General features: G+C 41.6%; 26 protein-coding genes. 24 read left to right on the top strand and 2 right to left on the bottom strand.

Annotated elements, in window-relative coordinates; all coding sequences use genetic code 11:
• The first annotated feature begins 517 nt into the window (after window positions 1-517).
• The 6 genes from rihA (at window position 518) to FD50_RS04825 (ending at window position 7354) form a co-directional block, all read left to right on the top strand.
• Window positions 518-1450 (top strand): pyrimidine-specific ribonucleoside hydrolase RihA, encoded by a 933-nt coding sequence (gene rihA / locus FD50_RS04850; protein ID WP_187328402.1) that lies wholly within the window; start codon window positions 518-520, stop codon window positions 1448-1450.
• A gap of 50 nt (window positions 1451-1500) precedes the next feature.
• Window positions 1501-2115 (top strand): uracil-DNA glycosylase family protein, encoded by a 615-nt coding sequence (locus tag FD50_RS04845; protein WP_235803438.1) that lies wholly within the window; start codon window positions 1501-1503, stop codon window positions 2113-2115.
• A gap of 54 nt (window positions 2116-2169) precedes the next feature.
• Window positions 2170-2697, top strand: a complete 528-nt coding sequence (locus FD50_RS04840; protein WP_420806260.1) for a YagU family protein — start codon at window positions 2170-2172, stop codon at window positions 2695-2697.
• A gap of 20 nt (window positions 2698-2717) precedes the next feature.
• The gene (locus tag FD50_RS04835; RefSeq protein ID WP_261907735.1) at window positions 2718-4043 is read left to right on the top strand and encodes an MFS transporter; all 1326 of its coding nucleotides are present in this window, start codon (window positions 2718-2720) and stop codon (window positions 4041-4043) included.
• A gap of 168 nt (window positions 4044-4211) precedes the next feature.
• Window positions 4212-5057: an SDR family oxidoreductase gene (locus FD50_RS04830; RefSeq protein WP_054756369.1), complete on the top strand. Its 846-nt coding sequence runs from the start codon at window positions 4212-4214 to the stop codon at window positions 5055-5057.
• 242 nt (window positions 5058-5299) lie between these two features.
• Entirely contained in the window at window positions 5300-7354 is a 2055-nt protein-coding gene (locus FD50_RS04825) for a methyl-accepting chemotaxis protein (RefSeq protein WP_054756374.1), read from the top strand.
• Between the two features lie 824 nt (window positions 7355-8178).
• Here the strand turns inward: FD50_RS04825 and FD50_RS04820 are convergent.
• Together FD50_RS04820 and FD50_RS04815 are read right to left on the bottom strand one after the other, a co-directional pair.
• Window positions 8179-8955, bottom strand: coding sequence for a flagellar motor protein MotB (locus FD50_RS04820; protein WP_054756376.1), 777 nt, complete (start codon window positions 8953-8955; stop codon window positions 8179-8181).
• 2 nt (window positions 8956-8957) lie between these two features.
• Window positions 8958-9740 (bottom strand): MotA/TolQ/ExbB proton channel family protein, encoded by a 783-nt coding sequence (locus FD50_RS04815; RefSeq protein WP_056960618.1) that lies wholly within the window; start codon window positions 9738-9740, stop codon window positions 8958-8960.
• A 471-nt stretch (window positions 9741-10211) separates the two neighbouring features.
• On the opposite strand from FD50_RS04815, the gene flgB reads away from it, so the two are divergent.
• The 18 genes from flgB (at window position 10212) to fliR (ending at window position 22818) form a co-directional block, all read left to right on the top strand.
• The gene (gene flgB / locus FD50_RS04810; protein ID WP_054756380.1) at window positions 10212-10568 is read left to right on the top strand and encodes a flagellar basal body rod protein FlgB; all 357 of its coding nucleotides are present in this window, start codon (window positions 10212-10214) and stop codon (window positions 10566-10568) included.
• A gap of 20 nt (window positions 10569-10588) precedes the next feature.
• Window positions 10589-11035: a flagellar basal body rod protein FlgC gene (gene flgC, locus FD50_RS04805; RefSeq protein ID WP_054756382.1), complete on the top strand. Its 447-nt coding sequence runs from the start codon at window positions 10589-10591 to the stop codon at window positions 11033-11035.
• A gap of 15 nt (window positions 11036-11050) precedes the next feature.
• Window positions 11051-11365 (top strand): flagellar hook-basal body complex protein FliE, encoded by a 315-nt coding sequence (fliE, locus tag FD50_RS04800; RefSeq protein WP_056960617.1) that lies wholly within the window; start codon window positions 11051-11053, stop codon window positions 11363-11365.
• Between the two features lie 28 nt (window positions 11366-11393).
• Entirely contained in the window at window positions 11394-12935 is a 1542-nt protein-coding gene (gene fliF / locus FD50_RS04795; RefSeq protein WP_315972244.1) for a flagellar basal-body MS-ring/collar protein FliF, read from the top strand.
• 12 nt (window positions 12936-12947) lie between these two features.
• Window positions 12948-13952, top strand: a complete 1005-nt coding sequence (gene fliG / locus FD50_RS04790; RefSeq protein WP_056960616.1) for a flagellar motor switch protein FliG — start codon at window positions 12948-12950, stop codon at window positions 13950-13952.
• Complete coding sequence (locus tag FD50_RS04785; protein WP_054756384.1) at window positions 13936-14658, top strand: FliH/SctL family protein; 723 nt, start codon at window positions 13936-13938, stop codon at window positions 14656-14658. Before fliG ends, FD50_RS04785 begins: the two co-directional genes overlap by 17 nt.
• A 2-nt stretch (window positions 14659-14660) precedes the next feature.
• Window positions 14661-16007, top strand: a complete 1347-nt coding sequence (fliI, locus tag FD50_RS04780) for a flagellar protein export ATPase FliI (RefSeq protein WP_056960615.1) — start codon at window positions 14661-14663, stop codon at window positions 16005-16007.
• Window positions 16008-16030: 23 nt separating this feature from the next.
• On the top strand, window positions 16031-16453 hold the full coding sequence (gene fliJ / locus FD50_RS04775) for a flagellar export protein FliJ (protein WP_056960614.1): 423 nt from the start codon (window positions 16031-16033) through the stop codon (window positions 16451-16453).
• 27 nt (window positions 16454-16480) lie between these two features.
• Window positions 16481-18088: a flagellar hook-length control protein FliK gene (locus FD50_RS04770; protein WP_056960613.1), complete on the top strand. Its 1608-nt coding sequence runs from the start codon at window positions 16481-16483 to the stop codon at window positions 18086-18088.
• Window positions 18089-18103: 15 nt separating this feature from the next.
• The gene (locus tag FD50_RS04765; protein WP_056960612.1) at window positions 18104-18526 is read left to right on the top strand and encodes a flagellar hook capping FlgD N-terminal domain-containing protein; all 423 of its coding nucleotides are present in this window, start codon (window positions 18104-18106) and stop codon (window positions 18524-18526) included.
• A 29-nt stretch (window positions 18527-18555) separates the two neighbouring features.
• Window positions 18556-18888 carry a flagellar protein gene (locus tag FD50_RS04760; RefSeq protein ID WP_082610427.1) on the top strand — a complete coding sequence of 111 codons (333 nt, stop codon included), beginning with the start codon at window positions 18556-18558 and terminating at the stop codon, window positions 18886-18888.
• A 74-nt stretch (window positions 18889-18962) separates the two neighbouring features.
• Window positions 18963-19850, top strand: a complete 888-nt coding sequence (locus tag FD50_RS04755; protein ID WP_056960611.1) for a flagellar hook-basal body complex protein — start codon at window positions 18963-18965, stop codon at window positions 19848-19850.
• Between the two features lie 51 nt (window positions 19851-19901).
• Window positions 19902-20123: a flagellar FlbD family protein gene (locus FD50_RS04750; protein WP_056960610.1), complete on the top strand. Its 222-nt coding sequence runs from the start codon at window positions 19902-19904 to the stop codon at window positions 20121-20123.
• Window positions 20124-20135: 12 nt separating this feature from the next.
• Window positions 20136-20624 carry a flagellar basal body-associated FliL family protein gene (locus tag FD50_RS04745; RefSeq protein WP_056960609.1) on the top strand — a complete coding sequence of 163 codons (489 nt, stop codon included), beginning with the start codon at window positions 20136-20138 and terminating at the stop codon, window positions 20622-20624.
• 17 nt (window positions 20625-20641) lie between these two features.
• Complete coding sequence (locus tag FD50_RS04740; protein ID WP_056960608.1) at window positions 20642-20998, top strand: flagellar biosynthetic protein FliO; 357 nt, start codon at window positions 20642-20644, stop codon at window positions 20996-20998.
• A gap of 56 nt (window positions 20999-21054) precedes the next feature.
• Window positions 21055-21768 carry a flagellar type III secretion system pore protein FliP gene (fliP, locus tag FD50_RS04735; RefSeq protein ID WP_235803440.1) on the top strand — a complete coding sequence of 238 codons (714 nt, stop codon included), beginning with the start codon at window positions 21055-21057 and terminating at the stop codon, window positions 21766-21768.
• 22 nt (window positions 21769-21790) lie between these two features.
• Entirely contained in the window at window positions 21791-22054 is a 264-nt protein-coding gene (gene fliQ / locus FD50_RS04730) for a flagellar biosynthesis protein FliQ (RefSeq protein ID WP_054756396.1), read from the top strand.
• Between the two features lie 11 nt (window positions 22055-22065).
• Window positions 22066-22818, top strand: coding sequence for a flagellar biosynthetic protein FliR (gene fliR, locus FD50_RS04725; protein WP_054756397.1), 753 nt, complete (start codon window positions 22066-22068; stop codon window positions 22816-22818).
• Window positions 22819-22827 lie beyond the last annotated feature (9 nt).

Here is a 22827-nt window from a genome sequence, read left to right as displayed (position 1 = left end):
TAATTTCGAGTTAGCACTCAAATTTTCCCGACTTATGTCACACTCTCTTTAATTTTTGGGGGTATTTCACAGCCTCCCAGCAACTGTCAGCACTTCTTTTTAACGTGCTTCCAGCAGCAACCTTCCAAATCTAAGCTTGAATTACGCGTAACCAAACTCCGGTTACTTTGTAATTCAATACTTAGCTTCTGAAGGCTGGACACTGCTTGTCAGCACTTCTTTTAACGTGCCTCAGGTACCAGTCTGTTGCGCCTAACCACAAATTACGCATAGCCAAACCCCGGCTATTTTGTAATTTGGTGTTAGAGCTCACAGCCTCCCAGCACCTGTCAGCACTTCTTTTTAACGTGCTTCTAGCAGCAACCTTCCAAATCTAAGCTTGAATTACGCGTAACCAAACTCCGGTTACTTTGTAATTCAATACTTAGCTTCTGAAGGCTGGACGCTGCTTGTCAGCACTTCTTTTTAGCCGTATATGTTAAAATAAAATTCGCAAGTTATGCTTAAGGGGGAAAAAGTGTTGGAAAAAATAATAATGGATTGTGATCCAGGACAAGACGATACAATTGCGTTAATAATGGCAGCGGCAGCACCTGAACTGGAATTACTCGCAGTTACGACTTCAGCAGGAAATCAGACTCCAGATAAAACTTTGAATAATGCCATGCGAGTTTTGACCTTGTTGCATAAAAGCGATGTTCCAGTTGCTTCTGGCAATCAAAAACCGCTTTTGCAAGAATTGATGATTGCTCCGCAAGTTCATGGGAAAACCGGGTTGGATGGAGCCATTTTGCCTGAACCTAACTTTGCGCCGCAACAGATGCCGGCGGTGGAGTTGATGGCACAGATACTGGAACGCCAACCAGAGCCCGTTACTTTGGTGGTAACGGGCCCGATGACAAATATTGCGCTATTTTTACAAATTTATCCGTATTTAAAAGGAAAAATCAAGCAGCTTGTCTGCATGGGAGGAGCAATGGATTATGGCAATTTTACTCCGACAACAGAGTTTAATATTGCTGTCGATCCTGAAGCAGCCAAAATTGTTTTTGAAGCGGGAATCCCACTGATAATGGCTGGCTTAGACGTTACTTATCAAGCACAAATTTATCCAGAAGAAATTGCTGAAATCAGCAAAATTAAGAATGCTGTTGCTCGGAGTGTGGCCGGACAGCTTGCTTTTTATGGCACTTTTTATGCACAAGAAAAGTGGGGGTTTAAGGGAATCCCGCTGCACGATCCGTGCACAGTTGCATGGCTGCTGCACCCAGAATATTTTGAAAAAAAGCAATACCATGTTGAGGTGGAGACCAAAGGAGAGTTTACCCGCGGCCAAACAGTTGTTGATCGTTGGGACCTGTTACATAAACCACAAAATGTTGGTGTATTGACAAAAGTTAAGCGCGCGGCTTTTGTAAATTTATTACTTTCAAGTCTGCGAAAATTTTAAGAGGCTGCTAGGAATATAGAGATAATTCATTGAATGAGGGAAGCTGAGCAATGATGACAGAGCAAAGCATATTAGAGCAAAAGCTAAGTCAAATCTTTAATGCTATTAAAAATGATCCTGCAAATGCAGTTTATACTGCACAGAAAATTGAGCCGCTTTATGCTGCAGCAGCAACGGCCAAAATTCTGCTGATTGGGCAGGCACCAGGTAAAAAAGCACAAGCTACAAAACGGTGTTGGAATGATCAAAGTGGGGTGAGGCTGCGTAAGTGGATGGGAGTTACAACTGCAGAATTTTATGACAGTACAAGCATTGCAATTCTTCCGGCAGATTTTTATTATCCAGGGAAAGGCAAGCACGGTGATTTGCCCCCGCGCAGAGGTTTTGCAGCTAAATGGCACCCGCAACTTTTAAAATTGATGCCTAACATTCAACTGAGCTTACTGATTGGCAGTTATGCGCAGCATGAGTATCTTGAATTGCCAAAAACGGTTGCCTTGACCGAGGTAGTGCATAACTATCAAAACTATTTGCCTAAGTATTTTCCGCTAGTTCATCCTTCTCCCTTGAACGGGGGCTGGCTAAAGCGCAATCCATGGTTTGAAGAAAAGGTAGTGCCGACCTTGAAAAAAAGAGTTCGGCAGATTTTAAATGAAAAAGATTAACTTACAAAATGAAAACTATTTACTGGCGCTTTTGGAATAATTAGGCTAGACTAATTGCGTTATCAGGGAAAGGAGAAAGTCATGAAAAAAGAACGTTTTAATGTCAAAGATGCACTTGTGATCGGTGGAGTAGCCGGAATTGTTTCAGGCTTTGTTAAATTAGGGTGGGAGGTACTGTTACCTCCGCGTACTCCTGAAAGAGAGCTGACCAACCCACCGCAAAAATTTATGCAGCAATTGGGTATTCCGCACAAAGTAACACATGCAACTTATACCTATTCCGGACATGAGATGCCATGGGCTAGTTTTATAATTCACTTCGGTTTTTCTGCTACTTTTGGGATGTTTTACAGTGTAGCCGGACACTATTTACCGATTATTAAAACCGGGCATGGAACGTTGTTTGGCGCAGGTGTTTGGGCTGTTACACACGTTGCACTAATGCCTAAAATGGGGACAGTACCTGCTGCCAAAGAACAACCTCTCGAAGAGCATGTTTCAGAGGCTTTGGGACATATGGCTTGGATGTGGGTCAACCATGTTGTAATTGAGGAATTAAAGAACGAAGAAAGTCAAAAATAATCATAAAGAAGGTTGCTGCGGTGGAAAATAAAGAATGGCAAACGAAGTGGACCGAACGACTTAGCTATGGAATGAGCGATGCCGCAGATAACCTGGTTTTTCAGGTAATGACGACCTACCTGCTCTATTTTTACACAGATGTTTATGGGTTGAGCGCAGGAGACGTTGCAGTCTTGTTCATAGTGGCGCGAGTTGCTGATGTGCTTGAAAGTATTTTAATTGGCTTTATGATTGATCATACACATTCTCGCTTTGGTAAGAGTCGTCCGTTCTTCTTGTGGTTCGCATTGCCCTATGTCGTTTTTGCAATTTTAACGTTTGTGACACCTGCTTTTTCGGAACAAGGGAAGTTAATTTGGGCATACATTACTTATTTGGGGCTAGGCTTTTTTTATACAGCTGTTAATTCGCCGATTACGTCGGTCCTCCCCACAATGACACAGAACGAACGTGAATTGACACTGTTGGGTGTGATTCGGCAATTTTGCGGCAGCTCGGTTCAGATTATTGTGGGAGTGTTTACTTTGCCGTTAGTTGCCTTTTTCGGTCATGGTAACAAGCAGCAGGGCTTTTTATTCACGATTATTTTGTTTGGGATCATTTCATTTATACTGATTTTAAACACTTTTTTTCATATTAGAGAAAGATTTACGATGCCTGAGATTGCGCATCAACCAATTCGTGAAGTAACGCAAATGTTAAAGCGCAATCATCCCTGGATCGTGATTTCAATCGTAATTTTTTTGTTCTGGTTAGTGACAGCTATTAAGAATCAGACAACCATCTACTACTTCAAATACACACTGAACGCCAAGGACTTGGTACCATTAGCAAATGCGTTTATGTTTTCCTCATTGTTCGGGGTCCTTTTAATTATGCGGTTGACAACTTTTTGGCATAAAAAACAAACAATGTTTGTGGGGATGCTGATTGCTCTAGGTGGTCAAATCATCTTGGCGCTAGGTGTCTATAGTAAGCTCTTACCAGTCCTATTCGGTGGAATTTTCGTTAATTCGCTCGGTCATGGAATTATCGTGGGCCTTGTTTCAATCATGATTGCCGATACAATTCGCTATGGGATGTCATTGGGAATCCAGGCAGAAGGTATTCTGGCTGCAACGGATGACTTTGGCGTCAATCTGGGTCTGGGAATTGGCGGATTGATCACGGGGGGCTTATTCCATCTTTCGGGATATTTGCCCAACCAGGCACAGAATACTCAAACCTTACAGATGATTAATCTTAATTACGTGTGGATTCCATTAGGTTTGTACCTCTTAATGATGATTGTACTGAGCTTTTATAGTGAAGAGACAATTCAAAGCAGGACACGTTCGGTAAAATGAGTGCAATAATAATTTGAGTACCTTACAGCTCTTGGATTGCTAATCTGAGATTTGAAGGTGCTTTTTTTTAGCACAGTTAGTCCTAAGGGTTAACGTTTGACTTCTTTAACCTTGAATGTTACTTTAAATATAACATGAATTGACTATTAACTAGGGAGGTTTCAGAAAATGAAATATGGGGTAACAGCTGCAACAGGTAAGTTTGGGCGTACAGCGCTAACTGATTTGATAAAGATAGTTGGCAAAGATCAAGTGGTTGCATTTGCACGGAACTTGGAAAAAGCCAAAAAGGTTTTACCGGCTGGAATCGAAGTCCGTCAGGCGGATTATACGGATGCAGCAGGCTTGCGGACTGCATTTGCAGGCATTGAGCGTCTTTTGTTTATTTCTTCTGTTCCGGGAAATGAGTATCCACGCGACAAGCAACATTTGAATGTTGTCAAGGCCGCAACGGCCGCGAAGATTGACTTTATTGCCTACACTAGTTTTCCGCATGCTGAGACCGCAAATAGTCCTTTAGCTGCCGATCATCAGAAAACTGAACACTACTTAGAAGAAAGCGGCCTTAAATATGCATTTTTGCGCAATAATTGGTATCTTGAAAACCAAGCTGGGTTGATTAAAGAAGCTCTTGCTGGCAAGCCATTTCGTTTCAGCGCAGGAGATGGAAGAGTTGGCTGGGCACTTGAGCGTGAATATGCTGAAGCGGCTGTCAAGGTTTTAACGAGCGTTGCACCTAAAAAAATTTATGAATTTGCAGGACCTTCACGCTCATTTGGTGAATTAGCCAGTGAACTTAAACAATTTAGTGAAAAAGAATTTGAAGTTGAAAGCCTTTCAGATGCAGAATATCGTAAAACACTTGAGGCAGAAGGCTTAGGCGCTGCTGCAGATGTTATTATCATGATTCAGACTTTAATTCGAGATGGTGAATTGACAGAAGAAACAAACGATCTTCCGACAGTTTTGGGGCATGCACTTACACCGCTTGCAGAGGCTGTAAAAGAACTTTAAACAAGCCAAGTGAATTGCTTAAGTCAAAGTTATGGCTAGTCGCAGTCTGACTATTTTGCTCTTTAACGTCAGTGCGCGCAGGCTTTGCGCTTCGGAGTGCGCTTCTTAATGCAACAACTTTAATCAAAAAGCTTAAATCCTCCTAGGTTATGCCGATTAAAATGATTATAAGAACATAAGAAAAATTTAAACTTTCTTCTTAATTCATATAATCTTGGTCGTAGTCGAGGAGGACTTTTTTTATGAAAAGCAAAAGCAGTATTGTTAAAGCTGTGGCGATCACCCTTGTAGCGGTGATTCTGATTCCAGTTTTGATAATTGTCACGAATTCTTATTTTAGTACTAGAAGGCTACTTGTCGGGCGTAATGACATTAATAAACAAAGTGCAGTTAATGTTTTACTGGCATCGAAACAAGGACTTTCATCTTCGACTGAGCAACAATTAAAAAAATTGGCACAACTGTCGGTTTTTGAAAATACTTTTAAGGAAGAGGATATCAAAAATACTTTGGCAACTGTCAAGCAGGGAAACTCATCCATCAAGCAAATTGCCTTTGCAACTTCGAAGGGAAAAATCACGACATTTCAAAAATTGCCGGCAGGGTTTGATCCGCGAACGCGGCCTTGGTATCAAGGAGCTGTAGCAGAAAGCGGAAGTATCTATTGGACTGAACCGTATAAAGATGTGACGAGCGGTTCCTATGTGACCACTGCAGCCCTTTCGATCCATAATAATCAAGGAGAATCAGGTGTCTTGTGTATTGACGTTTCGTATACTAATGTGCAAAACACTGCAATGGCTTTGAGTGTAGGCCGTACCGGCAGTGCCTCTTTGGTTTCGAGTTCTGGACAGATCGTTGCAACGAATGGTGAGACACGCTCAGGCGGTTATCAAGTCGGGAAAGACATTGCATCAACCGCACTCTTTAAAGCAATTAAAAAGGCAAAAAGTAATTCTGGAACACTTACACTGAAAAACTCCAATGATATCGATAAGGTTTATTTTAATAAGGGGGGTGCCGACAGCCAGACTTGGGCCTTTGCAAAAGTTGAAAAAAGTGATTTAGATCAAGAGCTGGGTTCGCTTTTAGAAACAACGCTGCTGGTAGTTCTTGTAACACTGGCATTAGGTGCTGTTTTGATTTTCTTGATTGCAAAAATGATCCGAATTTTAATGACCCACATGAGCGCTTCTTTCAAGCTTTCAAGTCAAGGCGAACTAACTCCAATTCGAGTAGAGGGCGATAATAAGAGATTCAGCATTCATGGAGTCGCTGCAAAATTGCTCGCACCTAATCCTAATGGAAATGAAATTAATCAGATTGTTGCTCAATATAACCAGATGATTATGACAATTAGTGAGGCAGTCGGCAAAGTTAAAAAAGAGGCTGCATTAGTGGCCACCAAATCAGATTCATTATTAGAATTAGGAAAACAGACAAATAAAGCCACTGAAGAAGTTGCCCAAACAATCACCGGAATTGCGGAAGTCACAGGCTCACAGGCGCAGGAGACTGAAAAGAGTGTCAATCAATTGCAAGATCTGTTGCAGATCATTAAGCATCTGCGAGCTGGATCAGGAAAAATGGCGGCGCAATCGGATGAAACTAAGCAGCTTAATCAAGAAAGTATTAAATTGACAGATGCGGCTCGTTCAAATTGGAAGAATGAATTATCCAAGATGGGCGAGTTGAATCAAGGCATGGCAATGCTAAATGAGAATGTCCAAGGAGTACATAAAATCTTAAATGTGATTGACGGTATTTCTCATAAAACTAATTTGTTGGCACTAAATGCGTCAATTGAAGCAGCAAGTGCTGGTGAAGCCGGCAAGGGATTTGCAGTGGTTGCAACCGAGATTAGAAAACTTTCGGAACAGACTAAAGCCTCTACCAAAGAAATTGAGAAACTTATTCAAGAAATCACTACCAGTTCTACGCAGATGGTGCAGCAAACAGGGGAGTCATTAGCTGGCGGTGAAAAGCAGGCGGCGTTGTTGCGCCATACCGTGACAGCTTTACAGCAGGTTTTTGACAAGAGTGACTTGATGATTGCTGGAATTCAAAAAGTTGAAAAAGCCAGTATTAAGATTGAAAAATTACAAGCCAGTATTGTCGGCAACCTCGAGAACGTGTCCGCCTCAACAGAGGAAAATGCAGCTGGAACAGAAGAAGTTTCAGCTAATTCAGAGGAAGTGTTGGCAACAATGGATGAGTTTACTAACCATGTTGCTGATTTGAGAAATGCAGCTAAAAACCTGCAAGAACAAACGAATAAATTTAAAGTCAAAAACTAAAATGCTAAGTAAAAAGCGGTCTAGGTTTGGTCTTTGAAAGTTAGTTTGTTAAGGTAACAGATTACTTAAAATAAAGCATGCTTATTTTTTAGGTGGCACAGAGTCGAGTTTTTACGATGATGTGACGCCTATTTTTTTGGAATGTAAGTTGTTTTAAGCAGATCATAACCTAGTTGTTTAAAATTAGTCGAGTAGCTCAGGCCAAAAGTTAACCTTTACTGCGGCGTGGTTGTTAACTTTGGATAAATGGAGCGCATAGATCAGAAATTTCCGGCTAACTTCAAGTTACTCAACTCAGCGCAGAACCACGTGCGCTGAGCAATGCGAAGCTAATGCTCAAAGTTACGACTGCTGATGGTATGTTTATTTTGGAAGATATAAGCCAGTACTAGATTTAGAGCTTATTTGATGAGGAATAACAGTGATTTTGAATCTTTTTATAAGTAAGCAAGCGTCAAATAAGATGGAGGCTGGTGGGAAAATTAGCTGCAGACTTATAATTAAAAAGTTACTTTACTCTACTAATTATCACCGCTAGGAGAGTGAGATTAAAGAACGACTAGGTGCAAAAAGCTAAAGCTGCGACAAAAAAAGAGGGTCATTTATTGTGATTGCGAAAAACAATAAGTGTACCCTAGAGTGAAAAGTTTTTAAGAGGGGGCTGGGCCAAAAGTGAAATTTTAGTCTAGCTTCTTTATTTATTCCGGATAGACGTGTTCCATAAGTCAAAATTTTCCGGCTAATTTCGAGTTATACAGTGCAAATTACGCGGTCTGAGTAATTTTTGTGATAGCACTCAAACTTTAGTGCTTTATGCCCCTTTGTTATTTTTCGGAGGTGGTCGCTATACGCTGAATTAGGATTTCAACGCGACGGTTTTTGGCTCTTCCAGCGGCAGTTGAGTTATTATCTTTTGGATGATTTTCTGCATAAGCTTGAATAGCGACATCTTGTTGTCTGAAAACATTGTTGGCAACAAAGTAGTTCATGACAGCAATGGCTCGTGCTGAACTGAGCTCCCAATTTGAATTATAAGTAGAATTTTTTCGGATAGGAACGTTATCTGTGTAGCCGGCAATCGTCACGGGTGTTCCTGTAACTGCACGTAAAGGGTCAGACAAAGAATTAAGGTTGCTTTCCACCTGCGAACTTAAAGCGGCGCTTCCAGAGTCAAAAAGAATGCTGCTATCCATCGTAATGAGAAGACCATCGCTTTGAAGCGCAATATTGACATTATTACTCAGACCAGCCGCTTTTAGATTTGACTGCAACTGACTCTTTACTTGCTGCAGGCGTTCATTTTCGAGTTTTTGTTGTGCTTGAGCTTCTTTTGCGCTTTGTTGAGCAGAAGTCAGACTTTGGGGCTTAATAGTACTTTGAGCGGTTGCTTGTTGGGTTGAAATGACGGTTTTTCCACCGGCACTTGAACGTACTGACAGAATCGTTCCAAATTCAGATTTGAATTCTTGGAATTTTTTATCGTTGACCTTGCTCATGGCAAATAAAACGATGAAGAGTGCCAGCAGCAAAGTTAGCATATCTGAATAAGGCAGCAGCCAGCCTTCGTCAGTGTGGTCTTCAGTCCGTTTCCTTTTGGCCATTGCTATTCCTCCCCATGATTGTCAGCCTCTTTATTGGCTGGTTTGAGATCAATCAGGCTGTAAAGCTTTTTTTCAATCGTGTTGGAAGGATTGCCAGCCTGGATTGACAGAACCCCTTCAAGCACCAGATTGAACAACTGAATTTCCTGTTCGGATTTTGAAAGCAGGCGCGAGCTGAAAGGAATTAAGAGGACATACCCAAAAAAGATGCCAAAAAGCGTTGCTACAAAAGCTGACGAGATTGATGTTCCTAGGGCAGTAATGTTATTCAAATTACCTAAAGCACCAATCAAACCGATCACGGCACCTAGAACCCCAAGTGTCGGAGAGGTCGTGCCGGCAGTTTTAAAAATTCCGGCGGCACTTCGATGTCTTTGATCAATCCCGTCAATTTCATTTTCCATAATTTCACGGATTTGCTCAGCATCAATCCCATCAATCACCATTTCAAGTCCTTCTTGTAAAAAAGGGTTCTCTAAGTCTTTGACATGTTCCTCAAGTGCCAATAGGCCATCACGGCGTGCAATATTAGACATTTCAACGATCTTTTGAATAGCCTCTTCGTAATCGTAACTTTCTTTTCTCACCAAAACACGTAAAATCTTGGGCACTCGTTTCAACTCTTTTACAGGATAGCTGTTGATTACTGCGGCGATGATGCCGACGAAAATTACGAGCATCGCTTCGGGATTAATTAAGACTGCAATACTGGCTCCCTTGAGGACCATTCCAACAGTAATAGAAATGATTCCAAGCAGGATACCCAAAAATAAAATAAGATCCATTTCGATTCCTCCTAAAGAATTGGACAATGCTTTATAAGTCCGCACATTACTTTATATCGGTAACTACTCTAAATTAATTAAATGTTCCGAGTTTTGAGCTTAAAACGTTTTTTGATGATAAAAAGAGAAAAAAATAAAAGAAAATGTGTTGCACGTTAAATGCATCCGCTTTTATGTGTAATATAATAATATAGTTATGGTAGTATTAATAGTTATGAGGATTTATTTTTTAAAATAGTCAATATAATATGCTGATCCGCAGTTTTTACACTAAAAATCGCAAGCTTTTTTAAAATGTAAATTTTGTTTCATTTTTTGATAATTACCGATTTATTGCATCTTTTGACGTTGAAAGTGAAATTTATTTCAAGTATAATGCTGAAAGCGGGATATATTTAACAGATTAAAGTGAATTTTACGTTTTTATCTAATTAATTTTTATACATATATATTTTAAATGGGGTGACGGCTGTGGAAACCTATAATATGCTCAAAGATGCGCTGGATGTTTCTGCGCAACGTTCAGATTTAATTTCAAGCAACATTGCAAATGTGAATACCGCAAACTATAAAGCCAAAAGGATCGCCTTTACAGATCAGCTCAATACGGCTTTGAAAATGACAACTACAAATAAAGAACATTTGAATGCTGCAACAACTGACGCGACAAAGGTGACAACTGATTCAACAGCAGTTAAACAAAACGGTAATAACGTTGACTTAGACGTTGAAATGGTTAATCAGGCCACAAATGGTCTGTATTACAGTGCGCTTGTTTCGCAGCTTAATGGACGGTATCAAATGATGGATTATGTACTTGAACACTAGTAAAAAAGGGGGTAAGCGTGATGGGAATTTTCAACGGATTAGAGATTAATGCGAGTGGGTTAGCGTTGGAAAGATTAAAGTTGGATACAACTTCAACTAATATTGCAAACGTAAATACAACGAGGACAGCTGAAGGTGGCCCTTATAAGCGGAAGACAGTTCAATTTAGTGAAAGTTTGAAAAATGTTCAGGCAAACAGTACAGACTCACAAACACCGACAATTGGTGGTCAGGAAAGCTACGGTGTTAAAGTCACTGGGATTCAGAGTGATAACACAGAAAAAACCAGTTATGATCCCACCAACCCTGATGCTGATCAAAATGGTTATGTGCAGACTTCAAATGTCAATATGGCGGACGAAATGGTCAATATGATACAAACAATGCGGACGTATGAAGCCGATACTTCAGCGGCTGAAATGAACAAGACAATTTTGAAAAAAGCCTTGGAAATTTCTAAAAACTAATTTGGGGGTCACAAAATGGATGGATTAACAGATGTTTCCGGGATTCAAAATTATCAAGGAACGTTGCAAAAAGTTACCGGTTTGCAAGATGCTCAGACAAGCAGTACGCAAAAATCGTTTAGTTCTTACCTGAACGATGCTGTTTCGGGGTTGAATCAAAATGTGAACGCAATGAATCAAAGTACAGCAGATATGGTCAGTGGAAAAGAAAATAGCTTAGGAAATGTCATGATTAAAATGACCGAAGCCCAGCTTTCTTTGCAGACTGCAGTTCAAGTGCGTAATAAATGTCTGGATGCCTATAACGACATTAAGAATATGCAGTTTTAGGCTGGCATTGGGTTGGGGGAAAAGGTAAGTGTTAGAAAAAATGAGAGACCGGCTTGCAAGTGTTAAGGACAAATGGCAGGCGCAAAGCAGGATTAGCAGAGTTTCGTGGTCATTAGCGTTAGTCAGTTTACTAGTCGTGATAGGCATAGTGGTCTACATGAATACTAGGGTACAGTATGGAGTTTTATTTTCAGGATTAAGTGACGCTGACGCAGGAACTGTTACAAAAGAGCTTAAAAGCGAAAATGTGCCTTATAAATTAACGGATGATGGCAAGACTGTCATGGTCGCACAGGATAAAGTCGATCAAACACGAATTAACTTGGCAGTGAATAACAAATTACCAAACAGTTCCACCGGGTTTGAGTTATTTGATAATACAAGTGTAATGACCACAGATGAAGATCGCAAAGTAATGTATCAACGGGCAGTCACTGGTGAACTAGAGCGGGCAATTGCTTCACTTAATGAGGTCCAAAAAGCAAAGGTCATGCTGGTAATGCCAAAGCAAAGTGTCTTTGACGATAGCAGCAGCAGTAAACAGGCCAAGGCTTCAATTGTGCTGACTCTAAAGGGCAGTGGAATTTCCACACAGGCAGTTCAAGGGATTACCGCACTAGCAGCAGGCTCAGTGGAGAATCTTAGTCAGCAAAATGTCAAGGTAGTTGATAGCGACGGTAATGTTCTTTCAGGATCGGGCAGTGACGACAGTCAGGCCAATAGCTATAGCACCAAGTATATGGGAATTCAAAAAGCTTATGAAAAAATGTTGGCTGATAAGGTGAAAAAATTGCTACAGCCGCTTTATGGATCAAGTAAAATTCAAGTTTCAGTTAACTTAGATCTCAACTTTGATTCGATTGAACGTAAAATGACGACTTACAATAACCCTAAAATTAGAAGCGAAAATGAGCAGACCACAGGTAATACAGGGACTCAAACGGGTGAAACCAATAACAATGCCTCAAACACTACTGCTGGCAGCAGTAGTTCGAATACTGGTTCGACAAGTCGGACAGTTAACAACGAACTTGATACTGAAACTACTAAAATAATCAGCGCCCCCGGTTCAATTAAACGAATGACCAGTTCAGTACTTATTAATGGGAACTTATCGCAAGAAAACCAGGATCAGATTCGCAACCTAGTTCAAACTGCAGTGGGCTTTAATCAAGGCCGTGGTGATAGTTTGACAATTCAAGGAATTGATTTTGCGCGAAATTCTTCTTCTAGTGGGACGACGAAAACTACTAAGAAAAAGGGAAGCAATTTGTGGTTATACATTCTAGCTGCAGTCGGGGCAGTAATTTTGTTGGCGGGATTAATCTTTACATTTTTGAAGCTGCGTCGCCGCGATGATGACGACGAGGACTATGACTTAGATGTTACACAGGATGCTCCAACAACTCCAGTCGCAGAAGAACCAGTGGTCAGTCCTGCACCCAAAAAAGAACCCGCAAAAAAAGAAGAAAAAATTGATACCGCGAATGAAAAGGCAAAAGATTTTGCACAGGAGCATCCCGAAATGGTTGCCGATTTGTTGAAGGCGTGGATGAAAGAGAAAAAGTAGGGGTAGAGCAAAATGAATTCAATCGACGGTGTAAAAAAAGCAGCGATTTTATTGATTTCGCTTGGAGCAGAAACTTCTTCGAAAATCATGAAGTTGCTGCCGGATAGTTTTATTCAAAAGGTTAGTTATGAAATTGCCAATACAGATGCAGTTAGTCCTGAACAAAGGGACAGCGTCTTAGAAGAATTTGTGAATACTGCTAAGGCCAAACAATATGTTTTAGATGGTGGGATTGACTATGCTAGAGATTTGTTGCGTCAGGCGCTTGGTCCGCAAAAGGCCAAAGAAATTATTGAACTGCTGAATCAGCTGCAATTTCGTGAACGGCCGTTCAATATTGCGCGCAAGGCAGATACACTTCAACTGGCAAATGTACTTGCGGATGAACATCCACAGACGGTTGCGATGATTATGTGTTACATTCAGCCGGAAAAAGCGGCCGATATTCTTTCGCAATTTCCAAGTGATTTCCAAGTCGAGGTTGCTGAAAGAATTGGGACAATTACAAGTGTTTCACCATTAGTAATCGAGAAAATCGAAAAAGTAATTGAAAATAAATTTTCAAACTTTGTTGACAATGATTCTGAAAATATTGGCGGGGTTCATTCATTGGTTAAAATCTTGAACTCTGCGAGTCGCAGTACAGAGAAAAATATCTTGGCAGATCTTGAGAAAAGACAGCCTGAACTTTCAAGTGAGGTTAAGGCAGGCCTCTTCACGTTTGAAGATATTACGACACTTGAAAAACTGGATGTTCAAAAAGTCTTGCGTGATGTTCAAAATGATGATCTTGTCTTGGCACTTAAGGGAACGACAGATTCAATTAGAGACTTTATCTTTGATAATCTTTCAACCCGTGCAGTTGATAATCTGAAAGAAGAGCTCGAATTTATGGGACCAACTCGTTTGTCAGCAGTTGAAGAGGCACAACAACGCATTGTTGGTGTAATCAGGAAGCTTGATGAAAGTGGAGAGATTTATATCGAAAGAGGGGATCAAGATGCAGTTATCGAATAACAGTCTTGTGAAACAAACGACGACTACAGCAGGTGAGAAGCGAAAAATAGTGGTGACTAAAGCGGTTAGTCATGTTCATAGTTCACCAATTGCAGTTGATGAACTTTCACCTGACAATCCGGCGTACAAATTGCGGCAAAAGGATTTTGAAACGCTGCGGCAAAAAGTAATCGCGACTGCACAAGCAGAAGCCGCAAAAATTAAGGAAAAAGCTTATCAAGCTGGAGAACAGGAAGGCTATGCGAAGGGATACCAAGACGGCAAGCTGCAAGGAGAGTTGTTAGCGACCAAACTTGAACAAGAAGCGCAGCAAAATCTTGCTAATTCGATTTTGACTGCCAAAAAGTATATCAGCGCCAAGAAAAATGAAATTGTGGCTTTTGCAGTTGAGATGGCAGAAGCAATTGTTCAGCATCGGCTTGATGAAAAACCGGCAGAAATTCTTTCATTACTTGAACCGATTCTTTTCAAATTAGAGAAACCAGATCAAATTATTACAATTCGGGCACATGAGAAGTACCATGAGCTCTTAGCAGCGAAAATGGAGGAAAAAAAGAAAGAATTTCTCAATCTGCGGTACATCATTTTGAATGACAAGCAAATGTCACCATATGAAGTAACAGTGGAATCCAATGAATCCTTTGAAACGCTTGTTTTACAGGAGGAATTACATAAGTTTCTTGTGCGTCTTGGAGAAAAGGAGTAGCTATGAATTTTACCATTCCATGGGAGCAGCACCTTGAAAAGGTCAGAAAACATTCTTTTTTTACTTCATATGGCAAGGTCAGTGAAATTGTTGGCTTAACTATCCAGGTGGAGGGTCTTGATGTTTTCATCGGGGAAATCTGTGAGGTTCAAATTAAAAAGGGAGCACGGACTGCACTAGCTGAGGTAGTGGGTTTTGTCAAACAGACTGTCTTATTAATGCCGCTCGATGAGATGAAAGGGATCGGGCCAGGTTCACTGGTTAAAGCCACGGGACATGCCCTGACTGTTAGCGTGGGTGATCAGCTTTTGGGGCACACACTGGATGGCTTAGGACGGCCGCTTGATGGAATGGTGGCGACTAAAGAGCTGTCTGCTTATCCCGTCATGCAAGATTCACCAGATCCGTTTCAGCGCAAAAAGATTGAACATGTTATGAGTACTGGAATTCGTGCGTTAGATGGGTTGCTAACAGTTGGTGAAGGGCAGCGAATTGGGGTTTTTGCTGGAAGTGGTGTGGGCAAGAGTACGCTGCTTGGGATGATTGCGAAGTTCTGTCAAGCAGACGTGATTGTGATTGGTTTGATTGGTGAACGTGGGCGTGAAGTTCGAGAATTCATCGAAAAGGACTTGGGTGAGGAAGGTTACAAGAAAGCAGTCGTGGTCTGTGCAACTTCAGACATGCCGCCACTTGTGCGTTTAAAAGGAGCCCATGTGGCAACCGCAATTGCGGAGTACTACCGTGATCAGGGTAAAAAAGTTGTCTTAATGATGGATTCAGTCACACGTTTTGCAATGGCACAGCGCGAAATTGGACTTTCAACCGGAGAACCGCCGACCACCAAAGGATACACCCCTTCAGTCTTTGCTGAATTGCCGAAATTGCTTGAGCGGAGTGGGATGTCGGCTAAAGGCTCGATTACAGCTTTTTATACGGTTTTAGTTGAGGGTGATGATATGAACGAACCAATTGCCGATGCAGTGAGAGGGATTCTTGATGGTCATATTGTACTTTCACGTAAGATTGCGGCGCATAATCACTACCCTGCAATTTCAATTGCCGATAGCTTAAGCCGTTTGATGAAATCTCTAGTTAGCGAACAGCATGCACACGATGCAAGTGAACTGCGGGAGAGTATGTCAGTTTACAACGATGCCAAAGATTTAATTGAGATTGGTGCTTACAAGGCAGGAACTAACGCAGTGATTGACTACGCTGTTTCCTTGCACCATCCAATCACTGATTTTTTGCAACAAAGGGTTGATGAGTATTCTGATTTTGCACAGACGCGTGAGCAGTTGCACCAGCTTTTCAGTGAAAATGCAGCAGTAAATGTGCAGCGGACTTAGGAGACCAATGGGGGGGTTGACAAATGAAAAGGTTCAAATTTGCATTAGCGAATATCTTAGAATATCGCAAGCAAAGTGAGCAGGAGCTAAAGCAGCAATACTTGCGTTTACGTGCGGAAGTTCAAGGCAAAGAAGTGGGGATTCGACGCTTATTGGATGAAAAAAAGGATCTAATGGAGGTCACTGAGCACACAGTTGGCAGAATGCAGGTTCAAAGAAGGTACTTGTTGGGAATTGATCAGGAAGTAACGCTACTTAAAAATGCAGAATTGGAACTTAAAAGTGCCAGCGAAATTAAGTTAAAAGAGCTGATCAAAGCGCAGCAAGAACGTAAAGTTTTAGAAAAGCTGGAAGAAAAACAAGCAGGGGAATATCGCTTGCTTGTTAAACGACAAGAACAAGCTCAGCTTGATGAGATGGCGAATCGAAACAGGAAAGCTATCTAAGGGTTATCTGAAAGGGGGTGAAAGAAAATGGAAAGAATCACTGACGCAAGTGGGGATTCGACGTCTTCTATCCGGGAGTCAGTTACAACATCTACCCAGAAATTGGCCGCCAACAAACGCTCTTTTGCACAATCATTAAAAGACAAAGGGACTGCTTTAAAAAACGAGGATACCGCAGAACAAGTTCAAGCATCCGCGGACAGTGACTCAACAGCGGTTACTGATGGCTCAAAGGAGGAACAGGAAAACACTGGTCAGTTGGATGAAAGGACAGCGGTTGACTCGAAAAAAACTAAAGCTGCACCCAGAAAGGTGACAAAGCAAGCTTTGCTCAGTGCTGATGAAACACCCAAGCAGTTACACAACACACCTGTTCTTTCTGACCCGCAGCCAAAGCAAGCGGGCCAGAAAATTCTTGCAACTCAACAAACAGACGCTGCTTCCACTGTTACTAAACTGGAGAATTCGCAAAACGCAAAGGAAATTAATCCGGAGCAAACAATTCCGGCGTTAACTGAGAATAGTCTTGACGATTCTAACGGGGAGCAGACTGCCGTGCAAGCTGTTGCGGCAGTTCAAACTGCGCCAACTTCTGTAATGACGCCAGCCCCAAAGACGGTAGTTGGTAAAAAGCTGGAAGTCAGTAAAGAGCAGGAAGGTGATAAAAAGCAGGAAAAAGCTGCTGAAGACGAGCTTTCAAAAAAGGTTCTGGCGGTCCCCAAACAAGTCACGCTCCAAGAAATGAAGCTGCCGGTTTCGAGTGAACCAGAAAAAGAAACTCCACCAAAAAGCAACCCGCAAAAGCCTGTCGAACAAGTTGCGATAGCCGCTGCTACGCAGATTTCCAAACAGGCTGAAGCGATCCCACCGACAGCGATTCAGGCTGAAAAAGACAGTTCTAAGGTACAAAATGTTCCACAAGCCGTTTTGCAACAAGTCCAAAGTGAAGTGTCGGCCCCACAAAATGCACCACGAACTGCTGACAAAACTGAATCTGGGAAAATAAACCCAGCCAGAGTTGATTTTGCGCAAAATTTAGGGCAACAGCAGTCTTTAATCGAAAGCAGCATTACAGTAGTTGCTGCAATTGCCCAACCATCCCAAGGAAACCTTGAAGTGCAGCAAGTTCAAGGGGGGCAATCAACGACAGTTAATATGTCTGCAGGTCCAGCTGAATTACCAGCAATGGGTTCCAAGGCAGTTTCACTAACGACGGCATTGAAAACTGCAGCTCAAAGTGGAACTCAGCAGGTCATTTTGCAGTTGCAACCGGAGAACCTTGGCAAAGTTAAAATTGCGTTTAAAGTCTCACCGCAGCAGGTTCAATTAGAGTTCAAAGTAGAGACAGTCCACGCCAAACAAATGTTGGCTGGACTGACACCCAAATTTGAACAGATTTTGAAGACGCAGGATTTAGCGGGAACCGGCAATACTCAAGCGCCATTGACCACTGGGACTGAGCCGACGGATTCAACGCTCATGGGTCAGGGATCTTTTACGCAAAACCAACAGCGAAAGTTTATGCGGCAACGCTCGCTTGCATCTTATCATTCAACTTCACAGCAGGTTGGGGAGGTAGCAGCACAGCCTGATACAAAGGAACAGCCCAAAAATATTATCAGCATTTTGGCTTAATTAAGGAGGAAACAAATGGATTACGGAATTTCAGATGCTTTTCCAGGAATTGCAACGTCAACTGCGTATGATACGACGAAAAATTCCTCATCAGTTTCAATGGATGATTTTTTGAAGATTCTTTCAGCGTCAATGCAAAATCCTTCGATGAGCAGCGATTCATCCAGTGGCGGCAGTAGCAGCACAGATTATGTCTCACAACTAGCGCAGTTTACGACCCTTGATCAGTTGAATAATATGGGCAAGGAATTGACAACTTCAGTGATGGCACTACAACAACAACAAGCCTATTCGCTGCTTGGTAAACAAGTGACGTTAAATAATAACGGTCAGTCGGTAACGGGAAAAGTTGACAAGGTGAGATTTGCCAATGGTTTTGCAACATTGGTAGTTAACGGCAGTGAATATAAAATGAGCGCCTTAGCGGAAGTGGGATAAATTAAATGTTAACTCGAGTTACTGGAGTTATGACTCCTGCTGTGCAGACGCCTTCAAAGACAACAAGTCTCCAACAGCAAGAATTTTCGCAAATTTTGGCAGCTAAGAAGGACCAGGTGAAGCTCTCACAACATGCTCAAAAAAGGCTAGGTGATCGTCATTTAGAACTGCAAGACAGCGATTTTGCTCAGATTTCTAAGGCGATGAACGAACTCAACGAAAAGGGCAGTCGAGAATCTTTGCTGCTATACAAGAATATGGGATTAATTGCGAACGTACACAAGCGTACGATTATTACTGCAATGGATGTCAAAGAGATCAACACAGTTACTAATATTGATAGTACAAAGTTCATTAAATAGCGGCTGGACCTTAATGGAAGCCGCGGCTCTTTCGAATGACTGAAGAAGAGCCACACAATAGGGAGGAAATCACAATGTTAAGATCACTATATTCAGGCGTTAGTGGAATGAAAAACCTGCAAACCAAAATGGATGTTGTTTCAAATAATATTGCAAATGTTAATACGATGGGCTTCAAATCCGGACGTGTTGTTTTTGAAGATCTGATCAGTCAAACCACAGGATCAGCTTCTGCTCCCGGAAATGGGAGCGGTGGTGTGAATGCTAAGCAGATCGGTCTCGGAGTCCAGACTGGTGCAGTTGATACGCTGACAACGGCGGGTGCACCTCAATCAACCGGACGTGCACTTGACTTTTATATCAATGGTGGCGGCTACTTCATTGTTCAAAATAGCAACGGCGGCGACTATTATACACGCGACGGTGCGTTTTTGCGCGATAGTAACGGAACATTAACAAATAGTGCAGGAATGCCTGTGATGGGTAGGGCGGCTACAACCCCGACAGAATATACTGACGGTCTGGATACGAATTCAGTTCTTTCAGCACAGGGAAGCTTGAAAGAAATTAACATTCCAAGTCAAATTACGGTTGGTGGGAATACTTTGAAGTATGATTCAATGTCAGTTGATAAAAATGGGCTGATTACTGCAAAGTATGGCAGTCAAAATTTTGTAATGGGTCAAGTTTCGCTAGCAACTTTCAATAACCCAGAAGGCCTTCAAAAAGTGGGGGGCAACAACTATGAAGTTTCAGGCAACTCAGGTGCAGCCATTATTTCCGCACCTGGTGATGCTGGGACCGGTGCGTTGCAATCTGGGGAATTAGAGATGTCAAATGTAGATCTTTCAAATGAATTTACAGAAATGATTATCGCAAATCGTGCTTATCAAGCGAATGCACGTACGATTACGACTTCAGATGAGATGTTGCAGGAACTGGTCAACCTGAAACGCTCTTAAAAGATTTGACAGTTGGGGTTTGATTTTGATAGTAACCGGGGAGATGTTTACATGATTAAGCTACTTGCACTGGATGGCAGAAGTTTCTTTTTAAATCCGGATCTGATCTATCGGATTGAAGCAACTCCGGATACTGTAATTACACTGACAGATGGAAAAACATTGATTGTCAGGGAAACCGCAAGTGCAGTCGTTGAATTGATCATCGCATACCGCAGGAAGATCTATCAGCATAATTGGGGGTTGGACTGTGAACAAGCAGAAAAGGAATAGAGTTGGATAATTATGGCAAAAGAAAAAGATGAAGAGATGAAAAAAAGGGGAGTCAATTGGTTGGTGGTGCTCCCGATTATATTGATTTTTGCAATTGGCGGGAGTGTCGGGGGTGCCTATGTTGCAGCCAAGTTCTTTAACAACAACACTTCTGAAGCAGCAACTAAAAGTGCTGCAACGGTTTCCGAGAAACAAAAGATTGTAGGCGTTAAAAAATTTCTGATAAATCTTGCAAGCAGCAATTCAAATGAACAACAATATGCGCAATTAACGATCTCTTTATTGGTGGCAAATGAGGATGATAGTACTGCTGTGAATAAAAATGTTGCACTTGTACGTGACAGTGTGATTAACGTCTTGCGTCAAAAGAAGGCCAGCGACATTCTGGGGGCGGCAGATAGTATTCCGCGACTTAAAAATGAGTTGAAGGATACCATTAACCGTGCTTATGGTGAAAAAATTGTACAGCAGGTATATATCACAGACCTTGTCGTTCAGTAAGCAAAGAGGATCAAAGAATGGATATTTATTTTTCAGTTTTTAAAACGATCATTTTTTTGGTCGTAATCATTTATCTGATCAATATCACACTTAAATTGCTCAATCGCTACTCTAATCAACGGAATGCCACTTTTCGGATTTTACAAAAAATCTCAGTTAGCAAAACTTCTGCACTTGGAATTGTACAGATTATTGATAAGTATTATGTGATGAGCTTTTCTGAGCAGCAGAATCAGATTATCAAAGAGCTAACAGCAGAGGAGTCAGCCCGTTTCTTACGCTCAATCGCCGTGTCTCCAACTAAAAAAACGGATTTTGCAGTGGTTCTAAAAGAAATGGTGACTAAATTGCAGGCGGACAGGAAGAGGAAATGAGCATGAAGAAAAGAATTGCGCTGGTATTTGCCGGGATTAATCTTGTGTTTTGGAAAATGTTCTTTTTGCCCGGGGCAGCCTTTGCGGTTACTACCAACGATGTCACGTCAACGGTCAATAATTTATTGAGCAACGGTTCGGGTTCGGATAGTACAATCAATACTTTTTTGTTGTTGACTGTGCTGTCAGTTGCACCGATTTTGTTGGTAATGACGACTTCTTTTACGCGCATTATCATGGTCCTTTCATTTGTTCGAAGTGCCTTGGGAACCCAACAGAATCCACCCAATCAAGTCTTATTAGGATTGGCGCTTTTCTTAACTTTCTTTACAATGCGTCCTGTTTATACAGATATATATCAAGATGCAATTCAGCCATACAACAAGCAAGAAATTAGCCAACAACAGGCATTTACACGTTCGGAAGACCGGCTTAAGCAGTTTATGTATCAGCAAACACGTAAAAAAGACATTCAGCTTTTCTTAGATGTTTCAAAAGATAAGCACAATTACAAGTCCTACAAGAAAATTCCGTTGACGGTCATCACGCCTGCCTTTATCATCAGTGAATTGCGGACGGCCTTCAGTATCGGGTTCTTATTGTTCATCCCGTTCCTGATTATTGACATGGTAGTTTCCAGTATCTTGATGTCAATGGGGATGGTTATGTTATCGCCGGTGATGATTTCTTTACCGTTTAAGATTTTATTGTTTGTAATGGTAGACGGCTGGTATCTGTTGGTTGAGTCACTAATCAAAAGTTTTTACTAACAAGAAAGTTGAGGGAAAAGGCATGTCAGTTGAAGTTGTTTTGCAGGTTATTCGGGATGCCTTCATTCGGATCATGATCATTGCCGGCCCTGCCGTGGGAGTTGCAATGGTAGTGGGATTGATTATTAGTATTTTTCAGGCAACCACCCAGATTCAGGAACAGACCCTCAGCTTTGTGCCTAAGTTAATTGCAATCTTTATTACGTTGGTGCTGGCAGGAAATTTTATGCTGACCATCTTGCTGGAATTTACTAAGTCAATTTTTAAAATGATTGCGAAAATGTGAGGTGTTAGAAGATGGTTGCAGTTGAATTGGGTGCCTTGTTGCTTTGCCGCATAGCATCTTTTCTTGCAATTAGCCCAGTTTTTTCGCAGCGTGGTTTTCCTAATTTAGCCAAGATAGTGGTGGGTGGCAGTCTGGTAATTGCAGCGTATCCGGCAGTTGGTGATTTTAAAGAGATTAGCTCGCTGCTGCTTTTTGGAGTGATTGCACTTAAAGAGATTCTTTTTGGATTGGCAATGGGTTATCTCAGCCAACTGGTTTTCAGTGGAGTCATGATGGCAGGTGAGATGATCGACTTTCAAGTCGGATTTTCAATGGCGCAAGCCTATGACACAACGATGGAGGTCGCTGCTTCGCAATTTGGCAAGCTGTACTACTGGCTAACACTTGCTGTTTTTTTCATGTTGAACTTGCATCATCAATTGATCTTGGGATTGATGGAGTCGTTCAAAATCGTACCACTTGGGACTGCGGTTCTTAAAGGGACAACCGTCGAAGGAGTCGTAGAGTTATTCGAAAAAACGGTGGTGATGGCGTTGAGTTTAGCTGCACCATTGGTGATTGCAGTTTTGATAATTGATATTGTGCTGGGTGTGATTTCACGTTCAATTCCGCAAATTAATATTTTAATGCTAAGTCTCTCCATCAAAACGGCAGTTGCAATCTTGCTTTTTTTGCTGGTACTGCCTAATTTGCTTGATTTTTTGGCAAATAATATTGCAGGCGGAATTGCGAATATTTTGGACTTTGTAAAGGCATCTAGATAAATGGGGTTG

This window comes from Liquorilactobacillus satsumensis DSM 16230 = JCM 12392, from assembly GCF_001435195.1.
Lineage (GTDB): Bacteria > Bacillota > Bacilli > Lactobacillales > Lactobacillaceae > Liquorilactobacillus > Liquorilactobacillus satsumensis.
The sequence above is the reverse complement of the archived record's forward strand: the minus strand, read 5'-3'. Positions and strand labels throughout refer to the sequence as shown.

Coding starts and splice junctions, on each gene's coding strand:
- FD50_RS04845 (WP_235803438.1), top strand. CDS start 1,501: ATGATGACAGAGCAAAGCATATTAGAGCAAAAGCTAAGTCAAATCTTT.
- FD50_RS04830 (WP_054756369.1), top strand. CDS start 4,212: ATGAAATATGGGGTAACAGCTGCAACAGGTAAGTTTGGGCGTACAGCG.
- FD50_RS04825 (WP_054756374.1), top strand. CDS start 5,300: ATGAAAAGCAAAAGCAGTATTGTTAAAGCTGTGGCGATCACCCTTGTA.
- FD50_RS04820 (WP_054756376.1), bottom strand. CDS start 8,955: ATGGCCAAAAGGAAACGGACTGAAGACCACACTGACGAAGGCTGGCTG.
- FD50_RS04815 (WP_056960618.1), bottom strand. CDS start 9,740: ATGGATCTTATTTTATTTTTGGGTATCCTGCTTGGAATCATTTCTATT.
- flgC (WP_054756382.1), top strand. CDS start 10,589: ATGGGAATTTTCAACGGATTAGAGATTAATGCGAGTGGGTTAGCGTTG.
- fliE (WP_056960617.1), top strand. CDS start 11,051: ATGGATGGATTAACAGATGTTTCCGGGATTCAAAATTATCAAGGAACG.
- fliG (WP_056960616.1), top strand. CDS start 12,948: ATGAATTCAATCGACGGTGTAAAAAAAGCAGCGATTTTATTGATTTCG.
- FD50_RS04785 (WP_054756384.1), top strand. CDS start 13,936: ATGCAGTTATCGAATAACAGTCTTGTGAAACAAACGACGACTACAGCA.
- fliI (WP_056960615.1), top strand. CDS start 14,661: ATGAATTTTACCATTCCATGGGAGCAGCACCTTGAAAAGGTCAGAAAA.
- fliJ (WP_056960614.1), top strand. CDS start 16,031: ATGAAAAGGTTCAAATTTGCATTAGCGAATATCTTAGAATATCGCAAG.
- FD50_RS04770 (WP_056960613.1), top strand. CDS start 16,481: ATGGAAAGAATCACTGACGCAAGTGGGGATTCGACGTCTTCTATCCGG.
- FD50_RS04765 (WP_056960612.1), top strand. CDS start 18,104: ATGGATTACGGAATTTCAGATGCTTTTCCAGGAATTGCAACGTCAACT.
- FD50_RS04760 (WP_082610427.1), top strand. CDS start 18,556: ATGACTCCTGCTGTGCAGACGCCTTCAAAGACAACAAGTCTCCAACAG.
- FD50_RS04755 (WP_056960611.1), top strand. CDS start 18,963: ATGTTAAGATCACTATATTCAGGCGTTAGTGGAATGAAAAACCTGCAA.
- FD50_RS04750 (WP_056960610.1), top strand. CDS start 19,902: ATGATTAAGCTACTTGCACTGGATGGCAGAAGTTTCTTTTTAAATCCG.
- FD50_RS04745 (WP_056960609.1), top strand. CDS start 20,136: ATGGCAAAAGAAAAAGATGAAGAGATGAAAAAAAGGGGAGTCAATTGG.
- FD50_RS04740 (WP_056960608.1), top strand. CDS start 20,642: ATGGATATTTATTTTTCAGTTTTTAAAACGATCATTTTTTTGGTCGTA.
- fliP (WP_235803440.1), top strand. CDS start 21,055: ATGTTCTTTTTGCCCGGGGCAGCCTTTGCGGTTACTACCAACGATGTC.
- fliQ (WP_054756396.1), top strand. CDS start 21,791: ATGTCAGTTGAAGTTGTTTTGCAGGTTATTCGGGATGCCTTCATTCGG.
- fliR (WP_054756397.1), top strand. CDS start 22,066: ATGGTTGCAGTTGAATTGGGTGCCTTGTTGCTTTGCCGCATAGCATCT.